This is a genomic window from Acinetobacter sp. CY81 (assembly GCF_059515925.1).
The window spans coordinates 276,987-301,095 of the sequence record NZ_JCAKNC010000004.1; the positions used below are offsets into that span (position 1 = coordinate 276,987).

15 protein-coding genes are annotated in these 24,109 nt (G+C 39.2%); 5 read left to right on the forward strand and 10 right to left on the reverse strand.

Going from position 1 to position 24,109, the window contains the following annotated elements; all coding sequences use genetic code 11:
* Nucleotides 1-294 precede the first annotated feature (294 nt).
* The 9 genes from AC5YDM_RS07485 to AC5YDM_RS07525 all read right to left on the reverse strand — a co-directional run bounded on the left by AC5YDM_RS07485 (nt 295) and on the right by AC5YDM_RS07525 (nt 11,344).
* Nucleotides 295-1,686, reverse strand: coding sequence for an ATP-binding protein (locus tag AC5YDM_RS07485; protein WP_496151484.1), 1,392 nt, complete (start codon nt 1,684-1,686; stop codon nt 295-297).
* A 39-nt stretch (nt 1,687-1,725) separates the two neighbouring features.
* Complete coding sequence (locus AC5YDM_RS07490; protein ID WP_496151523.1) at nt 1,726-3,234, reverse strand: AAA family ATPase; 1,509 nt, start codon at nt 3,232-3,234, stop codon at nt 1,726-1,728.
* A gap of 183 nt (nt 3,235-3,417) precedes the next feature.
* A complete protein-coding gene (gene hisIE / locus AC5YDM_RS07495; protein ID WP_496151485.1) occupies nt 3,418-4,200 on the reverse strand; it encodes a bifunctional phosphoribosyl-AMP cyclohydrolase/phosphoribosyl-ATP diphosphatase HisIE in 783 nt (260 codons plus the stop codon).
* Between the two features lie 137 nt (nt 4,201-4,337).
* A complete protein-coding gene (locus tag AC5YDM_RS07500; RefSeq protein WP_496151486.1) occupies nt 4,338-5,630 on the reverse strand; it encodes an FAD-dependent oxidoreductase in 1,293 nt (430 codons plus the stop codon).
* A gap of 178 nt (nt 5,631-5,808) precedes the next feature.
* Nucleotides 5,809-6,891 carry a patatin-like phospholipase domain-containing protein gene (locus AC5YDM_RS07505; protein WP_496151487.1) on the reverse strand — a complete coding sequence of 361 codons (1,083 nt, stop codon included), beginning with the start codon at nt 6,889-6,891 and terminating at the stop codon, nt 5,809-5,811.
* Nucleotides 6,892-7,127: 236 nt separating this feature from the next.
* Complete coding sequence (locus AC5YDM_RS07510; RefSeq protein ID WP_496151488.1) at nt 7,128-8,747, reverse strand: ABC1 kinase family protein; 1,620 nt, start codon at nt 8,745-8,747, stop codon at nt 7,128-7,130.
* A 28-nt stretch (nt 8,748-8,775) separates the two neighbouring features.
* On the reverse strand, nt 8,776-9,432 hold the full coding sequence (locus AC5YDM_RS07515; protein ID WP_496151489.1) for a ubiquinone biosynthesis accessory factor UbiJ: 657 nt from the start codon (nt 9,430-9,432) through the stop codon (nt 8,776-8,778).
* Between the two features lie 31 nt (nt 9,433-9,463).
* Nucleotides 9,464-10,408: a bifunctional demethylmenaquinone methyltransferase/2-methoxy-6-polyprenyl-1,4-benzoquinol methylase UbiE gene (ubiE, locus tag AC5YDM_RS07520; RefSeq protein WP_496151490.1), complete on the reverse strand. Its 945-nt coding sequence runs from the start codon at nt 10,406-10,408 to the stop codon at nt 9,464-9,466.
* 228 nt (nt 10,409-10,636) lie between these two features.
* On the reverse strand, nt 10,637-11,344 hold the full coding sequence (locus AC5YDM_RS07525) for a DUF8198 family protein (RefSeq protein ID WP_496151491.1): 708 nt from the start codon (nt 11,342-11,344) through the stop codon (nt 10,637-10,639).
* Nucleotides 11,345-11,548: 204 nt separating this feature from the next.
* Between AC5YDM_RS07525 and pap the strand changes: the two genes are divergently transcribed.
* Nucleotides 11,549-13,015 (forward strand): polyphosphate:AMP phosphotransferase, encoded by a 1,467-nt coding sequence (gene pap, locus AC5YDM_RS07530; RefSeq protein ID WP_496151492.1) that lies wholly within the window; start codon nt 11,549-11,551, stop codon nt 13,013-13,015.
* Nucleotides 13,016-13,130: 115 nt separating this feature from the next.
* On the opposite strand, the gene AC5YDM_RS07535 is transcribed toward pap, so the two are convergent.
* Nucleotides 13,131-13,637, reverse strand: coding sequence for a hypothetical protein (locus tag AC5YDM_RS07535; RefSeq protein ID WP_496151493.1), 507 nt, complete (start codon nt 13,635-13,637; stop codon nt 13,131-13,133).
* Nucleotides 13,638-13,825: 188 nt separating this feature from the next.
* Here AC5YDM_RS07535 and AC5YDM_RS07540 point away from each other — a divergent pair, with 188 nt between their 5' ends.
* From AC5YDM_RS07540 to AC5YDM_RS07555, 4 genes are all read left to right on the forward strand, one after another.
* Nucleotides 13,826-17,500, forward strand: coding sequence for an exodeoxyribonuclease V subunit gamma (locus tag AC5YDM_RS07540; RefSeq protein WP_496151494.1), 3,675 nt, complete (start codon nt 13,826-13,828; stop codon nt 17,498-17,500).
* Nucleotides 17,501-17,587: 87 nt separating this feature from the next.
* A complete protein-coding gene (locus AC5YDM_RS07545) occupies nt 17,588-21,334 on the forward strand; it encodes a UvrD-helicase domain-containing protein (protein ID WP_496151524.1) in 3,747 nt (1,248 codons plus the stop codon).
* A 96-nt stretch (nt 21,335-21,430) separates the two neighbouring features.
* Entirely contained in the window at nt 21,431-23,200 is a 1,770-nt protein-coding gene (gene recD / locus AC5YDM_RS07550; RefSeq protein ID WP_496151495.1) for an exodeoxyribonuclease V subunit alpha, read from the forward strand.
* 602 nt (nt 23,201-23,802) lie between these two features.
* Nucleotides 23,803-24,108 (forward strand): hypothetical protein, encoded by a 306-nt coding sequence (locus AC5YDM_RS07555; protein ID WP_496151496.1) that lies wholly within the window; start codon nt 23,803-23,805, stop codon nt 24,106-24,108.
* Nucleotide 24,109 lies beyond the last annotated feature (1 nt).

Sequence of the window (24,109 nt, forward strand, 5' to 3'; positions counted from 1 at the left end):
TTTAATCTTTCAATGATTTGAGGATAGCAAAGAGACATCCAACTGCTTAAATATTGAAAGCCGAACTGTATAAATGATTTTTAAGCCAAGTTGTGTTGCGCAACCTGTGAAATTAAATGTGAAAAGGTTGATATTTTTCACAAAAAATGAATGCTAAAGATATTATTACATGAGCAAAATAACATCAAACTTTTTTGCACTCGCAATACAAGAATATCGCATTTCTTTAGACGTGTTCTGACTATTTATCTATTTTTATGGTCAAAACACGTGTCATTATTCCAATATGTGATTTTAGAGTTTCGCTTTGGACAGGCGATCGTCATCACCCAATAGTTTCATCAACTCTTGCTGTTGTTCTAAACTGAGATTTTGAAAATGTTCAAACAGTTTTTCAACGTCGGTGCTTTGATCTGGTTCTGGTAAAACATCAGCCGTAACACTGAAATTTTGTCCTAATAAATTTTGATAAAGAGTATCCATAGAAATTTTAGAGGAAGCTAAATCGATCTGTTCTATGTGTTTATTTTCCAATTTTAAATATTGATACTGATCAGCATTTTCTAATAGGTCTGTACTTGTTCCAGATGCAATAATTTGAATATTGGGGAAAGCTTGATTTAAGCGCGTTAAAATGCTTTGAGTCGAGCTTTGATCCAGTTGGGCATCAATACTGTCGATTAACAGAATGCCATTGCCCTCAAGGCAAGGAAATAAACTATTGGGATTTAATAAGCTTAAACGACGGACAATGTCACCGACTAAAGCAATCCAGTTTTTAATTGAGTTCGATAGTTGTTGATACGCGATGTCTTGATTGTTATAGCAAACCATTAATTGTAATTTAGGTTGATATTCCAAATATAGATCAGTGATTTCTGGAATCACAATGTTTATAGCAGTTTTAAGCGCATTAAGACTTGGGCTATGGAGTTGTGCATGCGCTTGAAATAGGCTTTTAGCGAATTCGACATTTTTCTCATCATGGTCAACAGTGATTTGATCTGTGCTTTTTATTTCTTTTGCATCGATTAAGATTTGTTGAAATAGGTTCGCTGCTTGAGCATTTTCAATATCACAGATTTCACGGAACCATTCAAAAAAACGAGCAAAAGTTGTATAAGGAAGGACAACTAGCTCATAAGCAGAATGATTTTGAAATACGGCAGGATTATTCTTGCTGATCAAATTAATGTCATTAACAAAACGATCACTTGGGTAGTAAGCAATCATCGGTAAACCCAGCAAGGGATCTTGAGCTAAAGCCTTGTGATAGAGCTGGATGGTTTGCTCAAGTTGCAAGGTATCCACTTTACTAAAACCAACGCCGTTTGCTTGGATGGTTTTATATAAACGCCAAGCACATTGTTTTACATCTTTTTCTTCGGATGTTGTACTCTCAGGAAGTGTGCCTATTTCATCAGGAATTTGTATTTGAATGTCGATTCGAGACTGGACACGATTGAACGTAATATCAGAATCAGGCATTACCACACCTGCGGTTCGAGCATCTTTAAAACGTGCTGAAAACCAAGTTAGTGATTGGTAAATATTTTTTAAAATCGCCGTTTTGCCCGATGATTGATCGCCTAAAATAAGGGTAATCGGCTTATCTGAATATTTAAATTCAATGTTTAAGTCAGAAAAATGATGCGCATGGCGGAGACTTATCGAGTTCAGTTTCATAATAATCCTGCAAGTGAATAGCCCTGCAATTTTTTTAAATTATGCTGTAGCTTTTGTTTTAATCGAATTGTGAACTGTTTTTAATTTAAGCTGCTGTATTAGATCATAAATATGATGAATGTTTAAGGTGCTCTTGGCACGTGTACATGCAACATAAAGTAAGCGTAGCTCTTCATCACTAATTTTGTGTTCGAGTCCGTTGATTTTAAATTGGTAATCATCTTCGATATGAACACGATTCCACTCTAAACCTTTTGCTTTATGGGCTGTAGAGATCACATAATCAGCTTGCTCGATTGGGGTGATTTTGGCAAGTGCTTTTTTGAGAGGATCTGTACCATGATCATCTACCAATTTAACTAAGGGTTTGATATCACTACCATCATTGGTTTCACAATATTCATGTACATCATGCCATGAATTAAACCAAGCCAATTCAGGAACATCGACCACTCGTTTGCCTTGTTTAAGTAGACTGGCAGCATCTACAAAGCGATTGAGTTTGGCGTGATCGGCTTGGAGACTCACTTTATCGCCTTGTACTAATCCAGAAAGTAAGAGTTCCATCGCTCGTGCATTGGTACGACACAAGATCGCATCGCGCATTTTGGTATGCGGTTTATTGACCACACTCGATTTTAAGTCTGGATTACCCATTAAAGGCACAGTTTCATTCAACGCCCCCAAAAGTCGATTTGCGACATCTGCAATTGCATCACCAAAACGGAAAGAAGTCGTGAGTCGTGACTCAGGTAAAGGCATTTGTTGCATCGCATTTACTGCACCGCGCCATGCATAAATTTGTTGATGCGCATCACCGACATAGATCACTTGGGTATTGCGTTGTTTGAGTAGAATACCAAGCATCAATGGATCAGCATCTTGAGCTTCATCGAAAAGCACGTAGTCAGCAGGAATGAATGGGTCGGACAACGCCCAAAGTTTAAGGTAGATATCATGTCCAATCCCCGCTTGATGATTGGGATCAATAGACTCAAGCCAACGACGTTCTACCGCAGGGTATAAATGCTTTTGAAGTGTTTCAATATCATCGGCATGTAACCAACTCGGTGCTTGAATATGACGCGGAGCAGGGTATTGCGAACTGGTCGAACAGAAGTAGCTCACTGCATTTGCCACTAAGCTTGCTAAGCGACTTGGCATAAGTGCGTATTTTTCATAACGCCCCCCCATCAGGCGACGTAGGGTAATAGGCTCTAGGCGATATTCTTTGGCGATAAAACTCGGGCTAAGTCGAGGTAGGCGTAATTTATCAGTCACTCCACGTGGAACGCTACGAAAGGCAAGGGAATGAAAGGTTCGACAGTCGACATTACCATGAAATTTATTTTGTGCTTCGGTCGCGATGGCTTTGTTGAAGGCTAAATACATGCCTCGACGATGCTGCATTGCATCGCTCACTAATTTGAGTGTTGTTGTTTTACCTGTGCCTGCATATGCAATCACTTTAAAGGATTCGCCTTTATGGGCTTGCTCAATGGCAAATTGTTGTTCAGGCGTTGCTTTTAAAATTTCAGACACAGTGATTTTAAATCTTCAAAAAAGTGGATCAAAATTGAACAGTGAGTATAGCAAGTTTAATGTCGTAGTTTATGCCTAAATTTATTCAACATGGCGACATTTATCTGTAAATCGATTAACTAGGAATTATTAATAAAAAGCCATGCAGAGCATGGCTTTTTGTTTTAAATAAAATGATGAGAGAGTTAATTAGTGACTACGATTCGCTTTCTCGACCAAACCTGATAAACCTTGACGGCGTGCGAGTTCATTCAGTACCAATTGAATATCTAAGTCGAAATAACCGAGCATGACAATGGTATGGAACCAGACATCAGCCACTTCATAGATTAAATCATTTTTATTGTCTTCATTTACTTCAGCTTTCAAGTCTTTTGCTGCAATCACAGTCTCGAAACTTTCTTCACCGATTTTCTCTAAGATTTTATTCAAACCTTTATGGTAAAGCTTTGCCACATACGAAGAATCAGGATCAGCCGCTTTACGCTCAGCCATCATTTGACCTAAATAGCTGAGTACATCAACTTGTTCAGCTTGAGCATTAGATGCATTCATCGCTTGAGTGTGAGCATTGACAGACTTTTCACCATAGATTTGATTCGGATCTTTAAGCTGTGCATCGACAATTTCCCAACCATTTGATGTGAGTTTACGATAGAAGCAAGACTCACGGCCTGTATGGCAGGCGATACCGCCGTGTTGTTCAATTTGCAGTACGATCACATCTGCATCACAGTCTAAACGGATTTCATGTACCGTTTGAAAATGACCAGATTCTTCACCTTTATGCCATAGCTTGCTACGAGAACGAGAGAAATAAACCGCTTGATTCTTTTCTGCAGTCAGGCTTAAAGCTTCACGGTTCATCCATGCCACCATCAAAATACGACCTGTTTGATGATGCTGAGCAATAGCAGGAATCAGTCCTTGTTCGTTAAATTTTACTTCATCGAGCCATTGCGTATTGTTCATAGGATTTCACCAAAAAAATTAGAGATTAAGAAACAGCGACCCAATTTAGGACGCGCTCTAGTTTAAGCGATTTGAATCCACTTGCGGAAAACTTTCAGCAATTTTCAAAGTTTTGCTAGATGCTCTTCATTTTTAAATTAAATATTGGATTGAATGAAAGTGTTGTTTTTAATATCTGATTTGGCAATATCATCGTATTGTATTTGACTAAACATGCCTGATTTTAATCCTGAAACAGTTAATGCCATTTCTTTACGAAAATAAGGGATTTGATACATCCATCCAAAACTTAAGTCTCGAAGACCACCTGTCCACCAATGATCAGATTGATAAAGAGGGGTGAGTAAACGGCTGAGAAATTGATAGAACTGAGTGGATGATTTGCGATGTTGATGGTAAGTTTGCCACAGCTTAGACCAATCTAAACTTTCTCCTTGGCGTGAGGCTTGGATGGATTGACTCAGTGCCCAAGCATCAAGCAAAGCCATGTTGGCACCTTGTCCGAGTTGAGGACTCATGGCATGTGCTGCATCACCAATCACACCTACACGACCTTCACCCATTTTCGACATCACCACATCACGATAATTGGCAGAAAGCCATTGTTGAGAACAGCCATCAATGACGGTTCTTAACCATGTTGCAGTTTCAGGCCATTTTGAACCGATGTGGTCAAGCCATTGTTCACGGTCAACTTCACGTCGTAAAAAATGCTCAAGCATCGGTGTAGGCATACTCCAAAATACGCTCGATAGACGTTGATTTGGTGCAGAGGGAACAGCACCAGTTGGAAGAATACCGAGCATGAGTTGAGACTTTTCATGGAATTGATGCAGAATTTCAGGATCAAGAGAGAGACATTCTGGAACAATCGTCCACTTTGCACCCCAAGGGTAGGCTTGATCAACTTTGACCCAAGAAGCAGGGCGTAGATTGCTTCTTGAGCCATTGGCAATAATAATCCCATCAAAATATGCATCAAATTTGAGACCCGCTTGAGTACCAAAAATCTGAACGCCATTGGGCTGTTCTAGATAATGGCTAATCTCAACATTCATTTTCCATTGAATCAGGTCCGTATATTCTTTTGCTTTTGATTCGAGCACATGACATAAAGTGGCTCTATGAATGCCCAAACCATAAAAATTTGGATGGGCTTGTTGGTAATGGCTATTCACTAAGAGCTGTTGATTGGGCAATCGACCTTCTAAACCTTTAACTTGAGCCCCCAAAGTCAAAGCATGATCGAGAATACCTAAATGTTCAAAAACGGCTAAACCTGCAGGTTGTAATAAGAGCCCAGCACCAACAGGTTCAAGTTCCGTTACCTTTTCAAATAAGGTGACTTGAATATTTTGTTTCGCCAATAAAATTGCGCTTGCGATTCCCGCTGTTCCTGCACCGACAATCGCAAAGTGGATTGATTTCATTATTATTTCTATATGCTATTCCTAATAACAATTTAGCAAATTTCGCTTTGAATACCTAATCAATCTGAGTATCAAATCATTTATATTGAGAAATAAAAATATTTTAAGGATCGGTTTAAACAGCGACATCTATCTATTTAATAACCACAGTCTCAAACTTGAATATTATGAATCTTTATTAGAGTGGCTGTATGACATCGGCAAAATTCTGCTTTTCAACCAATTCTAAAAATTCATCGCCTAAACGCTGACTTTCTGCGATGGATTGTTTCCACATTTGAATACGTTGTTGTTCACTTAAGCCTTTTAATACGAAATCTTTACGATCGGGCAAGCGACCAAGCGGTAGTGAATTTAAATATGCTTGAGACGGTGAAATAAGCACAGTACGTGACTGATTTTCCGGATTGGATTTGCGAGATTTAAACATTTTGTCAAACCAGCCAGGGGTAATACTGTCGGTAAAATGCGGATATAAAACAATGCCTTTACTCTGGAAAGGAAGATCAATGTGATAATCAATGAGTCCACCATCACGATATGCCCCCTGAGGTGCATCGACAATATTCCGAACCGCAGGGGTTACACCAGGAATAGAGCCTGAAGCCATGAGCCAATCAGACACGTTATCCTGATGAAAGTTAATGTAGTGAGTCTTAAATGCATCATCCTGCATTTGAAACTGAGGGAATTGGCTCGGCTGACAAATCACACGCTGCATAAATTTATTGAGATAATTTCGAGAAATCGCATTACTACCCACGATGCCTAAGAGTGAGCTATATAGCGCTAATTTATGATCACTTTGAAATAGATGTTCTGCTTTCGCAGCAATAATAGTGAGGTGATAATCAGGGTGATCCACCAATTGTTCTGACTTGTTTTCAAGAATGCCTGCCAACATATCTCGAGAAATTTTTTCAATATCGGCAATTTTCATTTTTTTATGAAAGGGTAGATGTGTATAGAGTTCGGCTAATTTTTCAGGGCCACTTTTTTCCCCTTGAGCCACAATACCTGCAAAGCGCCATGCGCCTACAGATGAGCCAATCAGAAAGCGACGTTGTTTTGCTTGTGGTAAAAAATCTCCAAAAATCGCTTGATCAAGCCCTGTTAAGCCAATGCCTTTTGGGCCGCCTGCAGCACCTGGAATGGTATCGACATGATGTGCTTGTAACCCTTCTTTTAAAATCAATTCACGTGCTTGATGACCGACGCGGATATTTAAAGCTGGTATTGATTTTTTAAGAATTTGGGTCATACAAGGACACTCTTTCGATATAAGGTATCAAGGTTAAAGAGTTAGCCGCTTGAAACAATGGCAAGAAAAAGCAGATTATGACTTCGAAGTCACTTCAACTTTATTAGACTTCTTGAAATTTTCGATCAGTATTTAAATATTTCAAATATTAAAAAGCCCAATTAATCTTTAGGATTCACTGGGCTTTCGATAGGTCATTGAAGCTGTAAGAACTGACTAATTTTTAAATTGTAAATTTATTTGGCCACACGCCAAATGGCAATAAAGCTTGCCAATACAATCAGAATCACTGACACATACCACGGTGCAATTACCGCAATCGACAACAGAATCGCCATCAAACTACCGAAAATCCAACTACGTTTCTGTTGATGCTCCATTTGCAAACGCATACTTTGCAATTCATTCAGTTGTTTGGCATGCCAAGCTGACTGGTTTTTCAAACCATTTAGGCTGTCGATCATGAGGGTTGGTAAATCTTGAGCCCCTAATAACAAATCTGGAATCTTTTGTCCTAACTCTTTCAGATTTTTCTGTGGATTCATTTGGGCTTTAATCCAATCACTGAGGATTGGTTTCGCTAACTTCCAAATATCCAATTCAGGGTAGAGGTCTGTACCTAAGCCTTCAACATGAACTAAAGTTTTTAATAACAACATTAGTTGCGGTGGAATTTCCAAATGGAAACGACGTGCGATATCCATGACTTGCAGTAAGATGCCTGCAAAATCCAATTCATGCATCGGTTTAGAGACCATAGGTCCCACGGTACGACGCATTTCCCGCGCCAAGGCATCTTGATCTGTACCCGGTGGAATCCAACCCGCTTGATGCACAATCAGGATTAATTGCATAAAGTCGCTGTTCATAACCGCCAAAAGCATACGAGCAATGGTCATTTGGTCATGTTTAGACAGCTCACCCATAATCGCGCAATCGAGTGCAATAAAGCGTGGATTACTTGGATTAATCGTTTCTACAAAGACATTTCCCGGATGCATATCGGCATGGAAAAAATTGTCACGGAACACTTGGGTAAAGAAAATAGTTAAGCCTTTTTCAGCAAGATCCTTACGATCCATGCCTAAGCGATCAAAGGTTTCAAAGTCGGAAATCGGTACACCTGTGATCCGTTCAGCAACCATCACATCTTTACTGTCCATATAGACTTCAGGCACATACATCATGCTTGAACCAGTAAAGTAGTGACGCATACGAAGAGTATTTTCTGCCTCTAAAGTCAAATCAAGTTCATTTAAAATAATTTGACGATAATCTTGGATAATTTCTGAAAGGTGTAAAGCTCGTGCAGCTTCAAGGCGTTTTTCTAGAAAAGCACCGAGCCATTCTAAAATTTCAAAGTCCTGAATGATTTGCGCACGGATATTTGGACGAGTGACCTTAACGACAACCTCACGACCGTCATGTAACGCTGCAGTGTGTACTTGAGCAATCGAAGCAGCTGCAAGTGGTTGTTCATCAAAACGTGCGAACAGCGTATTTACATCGGCTTTGAGTGATTCTTGAATCCGCATTTTCGCGACGTCATTACCAAACGGTTTGACACGGTCTTGCAGTAAAACCAATTGTTGCAAAAGCTCAGGTGGAATTAAGTCACGGCGTGTTGAGAGTAATTGACCCATTTTAATTGCAAGCGGGCCCATTTCTTCTAAAGCTTCTTTAAGCTTTAAAGGGTTTTTGCGTTCACGGCTTGACCATGCAGCAGGGTGCATGTGAATCATTTTAATGATTGGACGTGCTTTAGCAGGGATATCTTCCGCAGGGATTAACGTGTCGAGTCTATAGTGCGCGGCAATGCGCCAAAGTTCGAGTAGACGTGTAATGTGCGGAATCATATATGCATATACCTAATGTGATGTGGGTTTACGTGGGATTAAATTGAGATTGAAGTTGCTGGATTTTGGCTTCCAGACGGTCAATATTTTGCGTAAGTTGGCGCGTCTCATGATTGAGATCATCCATTTGCCATCTTGGTGCAAATAAACCACTGTCTTCTTTCAAAAAATCTTCAGCCACAAATAAATGACTATCGAATGCTTTGAAAAGCTGTTTGGGTGCCAATTGAATTTTACCAATTTGACTCGCCAAATTTGGACCAATCCATGAGCTCAGCTGTGATGCTAAATCAGGCTCAGCCTGTTGGATAATGCGCTGTATATTTTGGAGGAGTTGATACTCGCCTTGTACAGGAATATTGCCAACATCATCTGCCAATAACAATTTGGCAAGCTCAATCACATTATCCACATGCAAAGTTGCATTAGCTTCAGTGATGGTATTGACTGAATCAAATGGACGTTGTTCAAAAATAGAAGCTGCCTCAGTGTGACCAGTGACTGTAGGTTCTAAGCGAATTTTTTCATGATCAAAGAACACATCTACAGACAGTTGTGGCGAATCAATCACCACACGTAGCATTTTGTCTTGTAATTCATTGAACTGGATGCGAGTGATCGCATCCAAGTTAATACAATGATGAATTAAGCGTTCAACTGCACCTAGTGCCAGAATCGACCACATAACGATACCTTGTTGACCTTATACTCAGAACTTAAAGTTTGAAACCACGATGTACTGCAACGATACCCGCAGTGAGGTTGTGGTAATCACAGTTTTGGAATCCTGCATTTTCCATCATACCTTTTAAGGTGCGTTGGTCTGGATGCATGCGAATGGATTCTGCTAAATACTTATAACTTTCTGAGTCATTGGCAATGATTTTACCCATGATTGGTAAAGCTGTGAATGAATACAAATCATATAGTTTTGAGAATGGTTCAAACACAGGCTTAGAAAATTCTAAAACGAGTAAACGACCACCAGGCTTAAGTACGCGGTACATTGCAGCCAAGGCAGCATCTTTATCGGTCACGTTACGTAGGCCAAAAGAAATTGTTAAAAGATCAAAGCTGTTGTCTTCGAATGGTTCTAAAGTTTCCGCATTGGCCAGTACGAAATCGACATTGGTACAGCCTGCATCGATTAAACGATCACGTCCAACATTCAGCATTGATTCGTTAATATCAGACAATACTACATGACCTGTTGGACCCACTTCACGACTAAACACTTTAGCCAAATCACCTGTACCGCCTGCGATATCGAGTACACGTTGACCACGGCGTACACCTGACATATTGATCGCGAAGCGCTTCCAAAGACGGTGAATACCAAATGACATTAAGTCATTCATGATGTCGTATTTTGCTGCGACAGAATGGAATACTTCAGCCACTTTTTGTGCTTTTTCTTCGCTATTCACGGTTTGAAAACCAAAATGGGTGGTATCACCGACATTTCCTGTATTCGCACCACGCGGTAAATTATATTTTGGAACAGAACCTGTTACAGGCGTATCAGTCAATTTTTGTTCTAAAGATTGTTGTTGACCTTGAGGAGTACCTGTTGGTAATGGTTCAGTTAAAAATGGACTCACTTTGTCTGCACTTTTTGCCGTCTCGGTTTGAGCTGTAGGCTGTTGATTTTCGTTAGACATTCGAGTCGCTCCTGAACACAAATAATGGTTAATCGTCGTTAAATTGCATGATGACAGATTCTTTAGTTTTTTACAGCGTTGATCATGCAATTGCTATGAATAATATACAGAAAAATAAATGTCTTTTTCACCCGCAATTGAATTGTTCTGATACTTCCAATTGAGGTGATTGAGCATGACTTTATAACGATTTCGTATAAATATGATGCTCATTTGCCCAAAACCTTATCATATTCTAAAAGGATTTGGTTTACCTGAATGTACATTGTCTACAATCATACGTTCTTTTGCCGTAAAACTTTGGATGAATGTCGCGGCTGATTTTAAAGGTTTCATTGCGACAAAGCCTTCACCAATAAAGTCATACATCAGCTCAAAGCGATATTTACTGGCAGCACCTTTACACATTTTAAATGCAGTATGCATGATGAATGAGCGCATGTATTTATCCAGACTGATCCCTAACTCATCTAACAGATCGAGCTGTTGCTTACGTGCAACAGATTGATCGAGTTTGACCAATGTTTGACGCATCATTTCATCATCAATCACTTGATTTGCAGGATAATCTTTCAATAATTGTTGAGCTACTTGTTCATCCAATTCCATCGCGAGGACTGCAAGACCTACAGATTTCAAACCTGTTTTAATGGCATTTTCAGGAATAATTTTTTCTGCTTTATGGGCATATTTAAGTAGGCGTTCAATTTGTAAAGCCAATTCGTCAAACTCAGGACCACCGTATAGACGGTTAATAAAATACTGAGCCATAAGCTGATTTTTAGGCTCATTAAAAAGTTCTTGATGGGTATTTAAAATTCGTGACTTGAGCCAGTTTTGTGCATCATTCAAGCGTTGTTTCAATAGTGGATCTGAATGGTAGTTTAATTGTTTGTATTGTTCTAAAAGATCATCTAATGCAGCAAGTTTGGACATGTGGAACTCAATAAATATCAAAATATAAAGATGCTTAACTCAGCATAATTTGACTTAAATAAATGCGCTATGACAAATCGACACGAATATAAAATTAAATCGTCAATGAGAGGTCATCTTTGAATTGCAATTATTGTACATCAAGTTTTATCAATCCGTTGTGAGTTGAGTATACTGATCAAAATATAAAAAATAGAGTATCGCATGACGGATAAACGAACAGAAAAGTTGAAACAAGACCCTAAAGAAAACCTTAGCGATGAGCGAGTAAACACGCCTTTAAATCAGCCTGAAGATTTAAGCTTACAATTGATCGAGGCTCAGTACGCACTCAAAAATACCAAAGCCAAAAAGAATGCCAAAAGTTTAGTGATTTTAGTCAGTGGTATTGAGCTTGCAGGTAAAGGGGAATCTGTAAAACAACTCCGTGAATGGGTTGATCCACGCTATTTGCGTGTTAAAGCCGATCCACCGCATTTGATGAATAGCACCACGCCATTTTGGCAACCTTATGTTCGCTATATGCCAGCTGAAGGGCAAATGATCGTAATGTTTGGTAATTGGTATAGTGATTTACTGGCAACGACGTTACATGTGTCTAGTCCATTTGATGAAACCATGTTCGATGCTTATGTCGATCAGATGAAGCAGTTTGAGCAAGACCTTAAAAATAATCATGTCGATGTGGTGAAGGTCTGGTTTGATCTGTCATGGAAATCTTTACAAAAGCGCCTCGACAAAATGGATGCTTCAGAGCAACGTTGGCATAAATTACATGGACTCGATTGGCGTAATAAAAAACAATATGACAATGTTCAAAAGCTCCGTCAGCGATTTACTGATGATTGGCTGGTGATTAATTGTGAAGATGAGGTCAAGCGTGATCAGGCCTTTGCAACACATGTATTAGAACATTTGAAATATTTACCCAATCATCCATTAAAAGTTAGAACCAAGTGGCAACAAGCGGCTGTGCCAGAAGTCTTGGTACAACCCGATAGTGTTGTTTTGGAAGAAACAGAATACAAAGCAGAGCTGAAAAAGCTCACTAAAAAAGTAGCTGAAGCATTACGCGCTGATGGTCGTAAAACAGTCATAGTCTTTGAAGGCATGGATGCAGCTGGAAAAGGTGGGGCGATCAAACGCATTGTTAAAAAACTTGATCCTCGAGAATATGGAATTTTCAATATTTCAGCACCTGAAAAATATGAATTGGCACGACCTTATTTATGGCGTTTTTGGAATAAGTTGTTGGAGCAGGAAACCATTTCAATTTTTGACCGATCTTGGTATGGACGGGTTTTAGTGGAGCGTGTTGAAGGCTTTGCATCTGATGTGCAGTGGAAGCGTGCTTATGATGAGATCAACCGTTTTGAAAAGGATTTATCCGATACGCAAACGGTTGTGGTGAAATTTTGGCTAGCGATTAGTAAAGAGGAACAAGAAGCTAGATTTAAAGCACGAGAATTAACGCCACATAAACGCTTCAAAATTACGGCTGAAGATTGGCGGAATCGTGGCCGTTGGGATGACTATTTAACATCGGCAGCAGATATGTTGGAAAGAACCCATACCGATCATGCGCCGTGGTATGTGATTGCGACCAATGATAAATATTCAGCACGGATTCAGATTTTAAAAGCATTGCTGAAGCAGCTGAAAGTGGATTAATTGATTTTTATTTATGTATGAGCATGTAGCTTTTTGCAGAAATAAAGAGCATAAAAAAGCGGATCATCAATCCGCTTTTTCTATTTTATCATTAAGCCAATGAGCAAATAACAACTTAACTAACCACTTTTGCTGTTTGTTTCTGTTGAATGCTTTTAGCAATTTTATAGCTTTCTTCAACGTGTGCTTCAGCCACTTTTTTCATCACGATATAACCCAAACTCGCAGCGATGATTGAACCACCTAAAGGAATGAATTTGGTTACTTGTTTGGTGATAATTTTAGATGCCATATTATTTAAAGATAATTTAGCTGCTGTACGTGCCGCGACTAAGCCTGAAAACTCAAATCCACGTTTACGTAATTCGCTCCAATGCACTTTCTTTGTTTTTGGATCATAGACACTGATTTGTTCAGGTGAAAGTCCAAAGCGTGTATTAATTTCGGGAATAAGAAGAGACAATATACCGACGTCAATCACCACGTCTAAAAATGGTACAGGAATCACAGCAACACCTGCAGACACATACGAACGCTTTTTGACTAATTCAAGACATTCTTCACGGATTTGTTCAAGATTTAAATTCGGATCTAAACTGTCTGGAATTTTATCGATTTTCATAATGCATTACCTTTGTTATCTATCTGATTATTATTAAATAAACCGTGAGTGATGTGTGGTTTATTTGAAAGTTTTATTTAGTCGCTTGAATAAAAGTGCCATACTCAGTTTAAGATGTATAGTGATTTATGTTTATGGTTTTGTTCACGAATGATGACCATTTTGTGTGAATAGAAGAAAGAGGAATTATGGGGATTCATGTTATTCAAAGCCAACATATTCAAGTGTTGGTACAAGGTGTATTACACAGCATTCATAAACCTTCAAAGAATCCCTTACATGTCCTTAAAACTGAGCACTTTATTGTACCGAGTCCTGCGATTGAAACATGGTTGACTCAAACCATTGCGGAACAACAGGGGATTAGTGCCAATAGTCAATTTCATCAGCGTATCCGTGGTTTTCAGTGGTATTGCTACCAACAAGTATTGACTGATAAAGACCATGTACGTAAAGCCAATATTCCGCGCTTGATGATGAAGTGGCGAATTTATCAAACCCTGAAAAGCTATATTGAATCAGATGAAAATAATGTGGAGCTTGAGCATCCTTTATATTCGATCATTCAACGGATCTATGACAGTGCCGGTCAGCTTGAACACAGTTTAGAAAAACAACTTAAAAAACAAAGCATGTTGTATTGGGTGGCGGAGCAAGTCTCTAAGCTATTTGGTAATTACATGCTGTATCGTGGTGACTGTCACCGTGGTTGTGAAGGTCAGTGTAGCTGTCCGCAAAATTGGTTGATGCAATGGGGCGCGAATCAGCCACTTGATATTGAACATCTATTTCCTCAAAACTCAGATCAAGATATTTCGTTTAAATTCGACCAAGCTCAAAAACTGGAAGCTTGGCAACGGTGGCTTTGGCAGCACACTTTTCATGAAGACTTTGTGGAAATGCAAAGCATTGATCATGAGTTTTGGAATGTCATGGACGATGAAAATTTACGTCCTGAAGCACTCAAAGCATTACCCAGTCAGGCGATTGTTTTTACGGTATTAGATTTACCTCCATCACAGTTGCAATTCCTTCGACGTCTAGGGCAATACATTGATGTTCTGATTCTGCATTACAACCCATCGCAAGAATATTGGGCAGATAGTGTCGATCCGAACTGGAAGAAGCGTTATGACCTCAGTGTGAAAGAGCGTTTTATTGCGAAAAATCCAAAAGCTTCAGATGACGAAATTCAACAATTTTTCAAAGCATTTACACTGAATTTTAATGCAGAAGTTCGTGAATCTAGACATCCATTACTCACCCGTTTTGGTAAACAAGCCCGAGATCACTTTTCTATTCTTTCCCATTTATCGTCTGGTGAAGAAGGGCAATGGGTTGATGCATTTGTCGATGAATATCCAAATCATTTATTGGGCAAAGTGCAATCCGATATTTTGTATTTGGTTGAGCCAGAGAAACAAGGTTTTGAACTTCGAGCAGATGATGATTCGATCCAAATCCATGTCTGTCATTCAGGGTTGCGACAACTCGAAGTATTGAAAGAACAGCTTATTTATTGGTTATCTCAGGGGACGACAGAACAGCCACGCCGACCGAATGATATTTTGGTTTTGGCACCTGATTTAAAACAAATGGAGCCCTTGATTCGGAGCGTATTTCCACAAAGTACCCTTCAAGAGGGTGTCTATTTACCTGTGAAAATCGCAGGTGTGACGCAAATTGATGTCAACAATGCATGGCGCGCGTTACTTGGGCGAATTCAACTGGTTAGTGGGCGATTTAGCATAGAAGATTTTTCTGATTGGCTGAGTCTAAATGCCACGCAAATTCGTTATGAGCTCGATATTGATATGACTGAGCGCATGATCGAACTCTTGATCAATGCAGGCTTTAAGCGAGGTTTGGATACTGAGCATTTACAGCAAAGCTTGAGTGCAGATGATACCGACTACCGTTTTAGCTTGAAGTTTGCTTTAGATCGTTTGGCTTTAGGTGTTGCTGTGCCTGAACATACGATATTTGGTGAAACTTTAAGTTTCGCTGAAGTACTTAGTGCTGATTTTGAATTGATTGCTAAGCTAATCGAAATTTATCAGGATTTTGTAGCACGCCGTGATTGGCTGATCATGCATGAAAAGGGGCAACGTAAACCTGTTGAGCAATGGTTAGAGATTCTAAAAACAGAAATTGAAGAGTTTAGTCAAGCCGGTGTGGATGCCTTGCAAGCAGTCCATCAAGTGGTACGTAAGCAATATACGATGCTGACGCTGTCTTATAACTATGAAATGAAAGAAAAAGGCAATGCGACTCAGCATGAGTTATATGATATTCAATTGCCTCTGCCTTATTTATTGCAAGAGATTCAGAGTAGTTTGGAAAGCCAACTGGAACAGGCTTTGCCAACAGGTCAAATCACCTTTAGCCAAATTGGACATATTCGTCCTGTCCCTTATAAATTGATTGTGATGTTGAATTTGGACAGCGGTAAATTTCCAAATCGTAACACCCAAGTGCCTTTCGATTTGATGGGATTACTTCGTCCACAATTGGGTGATCGTTCTCGTTTGGAAGATGATCAAGGTGCATTTTTAGATGCACTGTTATTGGCGCAAGAAAATTTATGGCTGTTTTATAATGGTTTTGATGTTAGTGATGGCGAAGTACGTGAACCTTCAAGCGTGTTACAAGAGTTGATCAGTCATTTTGCACTCATTACAAAAAAAGCCGACACAGCACAAGATGATTTAGATACCGAATCTGATTCAATGATCAATGTGGATGGTATTGATGTCCCTGCACAGATTCGTCAGTTGTATCACGTTCATCGTTTACAACCGTTCGATCCAATGGGTTTTCAGTCGGATCCAAGCATGCGCTATCAAGATCAATGGTTTGGTGTGGCACAAAAAATTATCAAAGCATCAGGGCAACGTGAACCTTGGATGAATGGTGCTTATCCTGTGGAGACATCGGATCTCGTGGTTTTAGAGGGCAGTCAGTGGATTCAAGATGTAACTTTCCCTGCACGATTGTATTTAAAAACCTTAGGGGTTGAAAATCTCAAGACTGCTGATCTTCCAGCGCAACAAGAACCTTTGGTTTTAGATGGCTTAGGTCGTTACGCCATTCGAGATTTTTTACAACAGCGAGATTCAGAAACATTTGATTATCGAGTATTACAAGACCGTTTACCTGTAGGAAAAGTACAGCACAGTGCATTGCAGATGAGTTTGGCAGAACAGCAACGCCTGAAACAGCGGTTACAGCGTTACGCACCTGAACAGACTGCTATTACACAACGTCAATGGCACTTTAATGATCAAGTGATTATGAATATCACTGTTCCTGTGCAAGCTGTAAAGGAGTGGGTGAGTCTCAATGCTGCCAGTGCCCGAGCTAAACGCCGTACGCAAACATGGTTAGCGTATTTATTGTGGGTCAGTTATTTAAATTTAAAAGATGAACAGGCAACGCAGTTAAAGCGGATTGCTATTTTTAGTGATGTGACTTTGATTCAATCTGGAGTGACTACACAGCAAGCTAATGATTATTTAAGACATTGGTTTAAGGCTTATCAGTATGGGCAAACTCAACCCTTGGTTTTACCCGCCGCGCTTCTGATGTTATTGGCTGAAAAAGGCAAAGAGTTAGAATGGCAGAGTGATGAAATGGGTAAAGTAACCATTGCCAATTTTATTGATCTACGTAAAGAATGGGATAAAAGTGATTCATTCTTACCATTTTCATTAGAGGAAATGGAGTGGAGTCGTAAGCATCGCGATTGGCAATTTATACTGGATGAGCAAGATACCACGGCGCTGTTACAGCATGCCTGCGATGAATTTGCCTACGATTTGTATCAGCCGATTTACCAATACCAAATTACAGTTGAGGACTAAGTCGTGAATCAAGTTCAACGCTCAGAAAATCAGCTCTCAAAAAAACAGGTTTCAAATACTCAGGTCTCAACACAACCGATTGTCGATATGCATTTCAGCGGTTTGCATTGGATTGAAGCTTCGGCGGGAACAGGTAAAACCTATACTTTATCTAGTCTAATGGTGCGTATCCTACTTGAGAAATATTTACCGAATCAGGTGATTGCGACCACGTTTACACGAAAGGCAGCGGCTGAATTACAAAGTCGTGTTCGACTCAGGTTGATTGAAACACAACGATATTTTGAAGGCTATCGTGAACTGACAGAGCATGAAGTTGTTGCCAAAGCAACTGCAGAGTCAGATCCGCTATTTGTAACTTTACTCAATACGTTTTCAAATCGAATCGCCTACGCTTGCGAGCGTTTGAAATTGGTGATTGATCAATTGGATGAGCTATTTGTTGGAACATTGGATAGTTTTAGCCAAAAGCTCTTACGAGAGTTCGCATTTGAAAGTGGAAAAATTGAATATGCGACTATTACTGATGATGCGAAAAGCTATAGTTATCAGCTCATTCACGATGTATTAAGAGAGTGGATCCAAGCACAATCTCAGCCAACCATTGATTATTTACTCTTAAATAAAAAGCTTAAATCTCAAGACAGTTATGTCTCTGTGGTGGAGTCCAGTCTGAATTTCACTTCTGCATATTTTCAGCCTATTCCAGCACCACAGGTGGATTTAACTGAATTTGAACAATATATGGATCAATTGATTCGAATTGATTTGTCTCAGTCTTCGACTTTATCTGAGTATTATTTGGAAGATGGTCAATATTTCAAAATATTGGCTAAAAAATGGCGTGATCAACTCGCATTAAAAAAGTTACTTGAACACGATTTACCGCATTTTATTGAGATGTTGAAAATACAACGGAGCAATGCGTTGTTTGCCTCAGAGTTTGAAGGGATTTTAAAGTCACTTTCAGATTTGGTGAATAAAAAACCATTAAATAAATGCCCAGAAGATGTGTTACTTCAATTTGAATCACATGTCATTATTCGTGGTTTAAAGCATTTTTTTGAAGCATTTTCAAAACTGGCAACAGATCTCGAACAGCTTGACAGTTATTTGAAATATCATCTTGCCACCGAAGTGAAAAAGCGTTTACCACAAGTACTACAACAAAAGGGTGAAACCACTTTTGCACAGCAAATTCGAACCTTAGCTGAATCACTACGGGGTGAACAAGGGCAACGCTTTGCAGCCTATGTACATGCGCGCTATCCGCTGATTTTAGTTGATGAGTTTCAAGATACTAACCAAGATCAGGATGATATGTTGGCGCAAATTTGGCGTCATCCAAATCGGGTCAAAAAAGGTTGCATGATTATGGTCGGTGACCGTAAACAGGCGATTTACGGCTTTCGCGGTGGCGATATGCTGACGTTCTTAAAAGCGCATCAAGACGTGTTTGGCAAAGAAGGGCATGCCTATAATTTGGTTTATAACCATCGCTCCGTTCCAGAGTTGGTTGAAGTCGTGGATGCTCTATTTCAACGGCAGCCTGATTTCGGCGAAATGGTCATCTATCAACCTGTTCAAGCAGGCAATCGTCCTCATCCAGCTTTGGTCGAACAAGGACAGGTTAATCCAATGCCATTGCGTTGGATTCAGCTTGAAGATAAAGATACGGAAGCGGAGCAAGTGGCATGGCAAATTCGTCATTTACTCAATCTTGCTAATCGAGGGCAACTCTATTTAAATGACCCAAAAACCAATCAAACACATGTCTTAAATGAAAGTGATTTTGCGGTTTTGTCCAAAAATCATGATGGCTTAGATAAAACACAATCTGCCTTGGAATACTTAGGCATTGCGTATAATCGCCCTTCGAAAAAAAGTGTATTTGAAAGCCAGATTGCACGAGATGTGGGTGCTTTACTCACCGCGATTATGCATCCTTTTGATGAAGCTAAAGTCAAACGAGCTTTATTGAGTCGTTTATTGGGTTTTAATTTACAAAAGCTAATTCAACTCGAATTACAAACTGAAGGCTTAAGCCATTATATTGAACAGTTTGATTTGATTCGGGAGCTTTGGCTTAACCAAGGCTTCTTAACGGCATGGCAATATTGTTTAAACTATTTCAAAATTTGGAACACAATCGTCGAAAAGCAAAGCCGTGATAATGAGCGTGTTGTAGTCAATTTACGTCATTTAACTGAAGTTTTAAGTCAGCACAGTGAAGATTATCAAGGCGCACAAAACCTCTATCATTGGTATCTCCGACAGTTGACTGAACCGATGCAACGCGAATGGGAAATGGAGCGAAAGCTATCCAATGAAGCGGGTGTGCAATTGATGACGATTCATCAATCCAAGGGTTTAGAGTTTAAAGTGGTTTTTTTATTGGGGGCAGATAAAAGCGCCATTGAAATGAATAAAGCGCTCAATTTTTCTAAGACTGAGCAACTCAATCCAAATACTGGCAAGATGGAAGAACGCCGTGTTGTGGCAATTCACGATAAACAAAATATTGATGAGTGTGCTGCGGAGCAACATGCCGAACGACATTTGGCAGAACAAAAACGTCTCTGGTATGTGGCTTTAACTCGTGCAAGTCATCGTGTCTATGCGATGCTGAGTGATGTTAAAGGAACATCTACATCGGCGCTTGCTTTTTGGCGTGGTCAGGGTCCAGACGTTTTTCAGCATTCACAAAGTCAAGTAGAACCATTAATCACATCACGTCCTGCAAAAGTGAATACCGTTGAGGAAAAAATTGAACATAAAATCAATGCGAATCCCTTTCCTTCGCAACGATTTTATCCAAAGTCTAAAACTAGTTTCAGTGCTTTAGCTCAACATTTGACGCGTCAACAGATTCAAGATGCATTGGCAGTTTCAGAGCAAGAGATGGGCAGTGCAGATGATGAAATTCAGCAAGTAATCGTTGAGATAGAGCAACCTCGTCAGCCTATCGCATGGATCAAGGCTCATTTTCCTATGGGGACTTTGGCGGGCAGTTTTTTACATGAAATTTTTGAACATCTTGATTTTCAAGATTCACAATTATGGACTTTAGAAATACGCCGCCGTTTTAAAAATGATTATGCGGCTTTGTGGAGTGAATTGCTAGATAAGGTGAAATCTACTTTTCCAGAACAACAATCAGCTGAAGATTTTATTTTGAGTGCAATGGTAGATTGGCTGAAGGAAATTTTAGCGACACCTGTATTGAGTGAAACTGAAGCACATGTACCAAATTTAGAACAACTCGATTTAAATCTGCATGATTCAACTGAAATAAATTCAAAAGGTCATGGTCAATTTAGATTGAATCAATTAAGCGTACATGAACGCTTAGCAGAGTTTCCATTCTACCTTTCATTATCCGATCGGGTGTTTGCGATACAACGTGTGCACCAGTTATTTAGTGAATACGGTATTGCTATGCCTGAGTTTAAAGAAGCTCATGCAGCACGATATTTAAAAGGAGAGATCGATTTAGTTTTTTATGATGGTCATCGTTATCATATTGCAGATTATAAAAGTAATTTTTTAGGCTTGGATATCAAAAGCTATGATTCATCATCAATCCAAGACAGTATGACGCATGCCAGTTATTGGCTTCAGGCAGCGTTATATCTTGTTGCACTACATCGCTATTTGAAGATTCAACTTGAAAATTATAAGCCTGAGCGAGACTTGGGTGGAGCGAGTTATTTATATTTACGGGGTATGAATGGTCAAGCAGGGCAAGGTTATTTTTATTGGCAACCCAGTATTGAATTCATACTTAGACTTGATGCAATTTTAGGTTGTTTGGTTGAGGAAAAACTCAGCTAAATTACAGTCTTTTTTAAATGATATTATTATTAAACATAAATTTAGATTGTGGATAATAGTGTTGGTAAGTGTGTTTATAACTTTGAGGATAACTGTGTGGAAAATAGACAAAAAGTAGAAAGTCAGACACCGCAATGGATTGCGACTTGGGCTGAATTTATGCTGAAACAGTCATCTCCTGAGTTAAAATTAAATGAAGATTCACTTAAACTGATTGAGCAAATCCTACTTGCGACAACACGTGGTGATAGCTGTTTAGCCAAAGGGCAGTTGAGTCCTGAATTATTAGGTGAGTTGGTGATCGAAGAGGCATCGGCTACGCATACATTAGCGCCTTTTATTTATGACCAAGACCACTTTTATTTATACCGTTATTGGCAACTTGAACAGCGCTTAGCGCTACAAATTCAACGTTTAAAGTCACAGAACATTCAGCCTGTCGATATTGATCAGTTTGATCACCTACTCGAAGATCAGCATCAAAAAAATGCCTTAAAAATGGTGGCGAAACAAGGGCTCAATATCATTACAGGTGGACCCGGTACAGGTAAAACCTATACTTTGGCGCGAATTATTGCGGTGTTAAACCATGCAATGCCCAATATCCGAATTGCAATGGCAGCGCCGACAGGAAAAGCGGCTCAACGCATGAAAGATGCATTGCAAAATTCTTTCAGCGATGAGCATCTCAATGCAATGGGCTTAGTTTCAGATCATTTAAAACAACAAGATACTGTAACGATTCATCGGCTATTGGGGCTCGGAACACGCTACCAACCGAGATTTCATCTGAAACAACCTCTACCTTATGATGTCATCGTTATTGATGAAGCATCGATGTTAGATTTGAATCTTGCCACATTGTTATTGGAAGCTGTTCCAGATCAATGTCGATTGATTTTATTAGGAGATGCTAATCAGTTGGCTTCAGTTGATGTCGGTTCAGTCCTTGCTGATTTAAGACAAGTTCAGGCACTCGATGAAAACCATGTCAATTTGGTCACCAGTCGAAGATTCAAAGCCGGTGCATTGATTGGTGAATTGGCAGGTCTTATTCAAACACCACGAGATGCTCAAACCACACATCGTGAGATTCTAGAGTCATTAGAAAATAAAATTGTTCAAGCTTCAGAGATCAAAGCCATCCCGCTTATAAAAGCGATGGCTGATGTCGTACAGCTAGAGTATTTGCCTGAGCAGATCAATGTGGAAGCTTTACAGCAGTATTATCAAAAGCTCAGTTGGGGTTTTCATGATTATTTTGCTGCTTTAAAAAATTATATAGAAAGCGACGATGCTAATCATCATGTGGAGAAGGTCATTCATGCCTTTGATCAATACCGTATTTTAACGGCGATACGGCATGGTGATTTTGGTTTAAGCAAAGTGAATGATGCAATGCAAAAAGCCTTATTGAACCAACTTCCATTGTTAGTCAAACGAGGTGATTGGTACGTAGGTCGACCTGTGATGATGAGTTATAACGACTATCAACTTGGGTTATCGAATGGTGATATTGGACTTTGCTTTAAGCATCGAACCAATCATAAAGAATTTGAAGTTTATTTTCCAAGTTTGGATAAATGGATTCCAGCAACACGGCTCCCAAAATCCATTGAAACTGCATTTGCATTGACCATTCACAAATCACAAGGCTCTGAATTTACCCATACCGCAGTCGTACTGGATGAAGCATCGACAAAACTACTGAGTCAGGAACTTATTTATACAGCGGTGACACGTGCTAAATCGGCGGTCAGTTTATTGGTGAATCCGGATGCTTTAGCTCAATCATTTCTTGTAAAAACAACAAGATCGAGTGGATTGGTAAATAAAATTAATCACTTAAGTTTATCAAATAGATGAAAACACTCTCAGTCTTGTAAGAAATAACGTACAAGGATTCGAGAAATTGACGCATAGAGCTTCGGCATTTTTTTTGCGATGATTGCTGCTATAAACAGTTCAACACGGAATGTTGAATAAAATCGCATAATTAGAATAACTTAAAGTCGAGAGACTGCGAACTTACACTGACAGTAAGTAAATAAGAGGAAACTTACAGCCGCTAAGCCTTGTAGTTTTGGGAGAGACTACAGGGCTTTTTTATATCTGTTTATTTTTCAATTTAGGTACATTACTTACATGATGTACGCATTGTCTTACATTAAGATACGAAAAATGCGACTTGTGTATCATTTTATTTGTGGCATAATGGGCACATAAGGAAATGCAGTATTAAGAACACGGAACGTATTAATAATAAGAGTGAACAATCACTGATAATAACGATATAGATAATATAACCATAATTAAAACATAAGAACCTACAGCGCAGAAAAAGCCCTAAGAGCAATCTTAGGGCTTTTTCATGATTTACATTTTTCACATTAAATTAATGAATCATGACAATTGTGAAGTGTAAATTAATAAAATAATATGCTTGAAACTATAAATTAATTAATCCTATGAAAAACAAAATAATAATTTTAATCGCTGTCTTGTTGATATTGGCTGCCGTAGTTTGGCTGATGAAACCTGATGATTCATCTCCAATAGCATCATCTTCTGCGGTGGTTGATGAGTTTCCGCTATCGACTAGTACGAATAGTCAATCGTCTTCAGAAGCGTTGATTGTTAATCAACCTATATCTACACAACATGAAGCTGAAAATAGTCAACAGAATGAATTTATTGATACCAAAAGTGATTTATCTATCCAACCGATAGATCCTGAGACAGACCCAGGTAATCAAATTATAGAAAAAAATTAAA

Bases quoted from the DNA above. Each gene is read 5' to 3' on its own strand.
- AC5YDM_RS07485 (WP_496151484.1), bottom strand. From the start codon at position 1,686: ATGAAACTGAACTCGATAAGTCTCCGCCATGCGCATCATTTTTCTGAC.
- hisIE (WP_496151485.1), bottom strand. From the start codon at position 4,200: ATGAACAATACGCAATGGCTCGATGAAGTAAAATTTAACGAACAAGGA.
- AC5YDM_RS07500 (WP_496151486.1), bottom strand. From the start codon at position 5,630: ATGAAATCAATCCACTTTGCGATTGTCGGTGCAGGAACAGCGGGAATC.
- AC5YDM_RS07505 (WP_496151487.1), bottom strand. From the start codon at position 6,891: ATGACCCAAATTCTTAAAAAATCAATACCAGCTTTAAATATCCGCGTC.
- AC5YDM_RS07510 (WP_496151488.1), bottom strand. From the start codon at position 8,747: ATGATTCCGCACATTACACGTCTACTCGAACTTTGGCGCATTGCCGCG.
- AC5YDM_RS07515 (WP_496151489.1), bottom strand. From the start codon at position 9,432: ATGTGGTCGATTCTGGCACTAGGTGCAGTTGAACGCTTAATTCATCAT.
- ubiE (WP_496151490.1), bottom strand. From the start codon at position 10,408: ATGTCTAACGAAAATCAACAGCCTACAGCTCAAACCGAGACGGCAAAA.
- AC5YDM_RS07525 (WP_496151491.1), bottom strand. From the start codon at position 11,344: ATGTCCAAACTTGCTGCATTAGATGATCTTTTAGAACAATACAAACAA.
- pap (WP_496151492.1), top strand. From the start codon at position 11,549: ATGACGGATAAACGAACAGAAAAGTTGAAACAAGACCCTAAAGAAAAC.
- AC5YDM_RS07535 (WP_496151493.1), bottom strand. From the start codon at position 13,637: ATGAAAATCGATAAAATTCCAGACAGTTTAGATCCGAATTTAAATCTT.
- AC5YDM_RS07540 (WP_496151494.1), top strand. From the start codon at position 13,826: ATGGGGATTCATGTTATTCAAAGCCAACATATTCAAGTGTTGGTACAA.
- AC5YDM_RS07545 (WP_496151524.1), top strand. From the start codon at position 17,588: ATGCATTTCAGCGGTTTGCATTGGATTGAAGCTTCGGCGGGAACAGGT.
- AC5YDM_RS07555 (WP_496151496.1), top strand. From the start codon at position 23,803: ATGAAAAACAAAATAATAATTTTAATCGCTGTCTTGTTGATATTGGCT.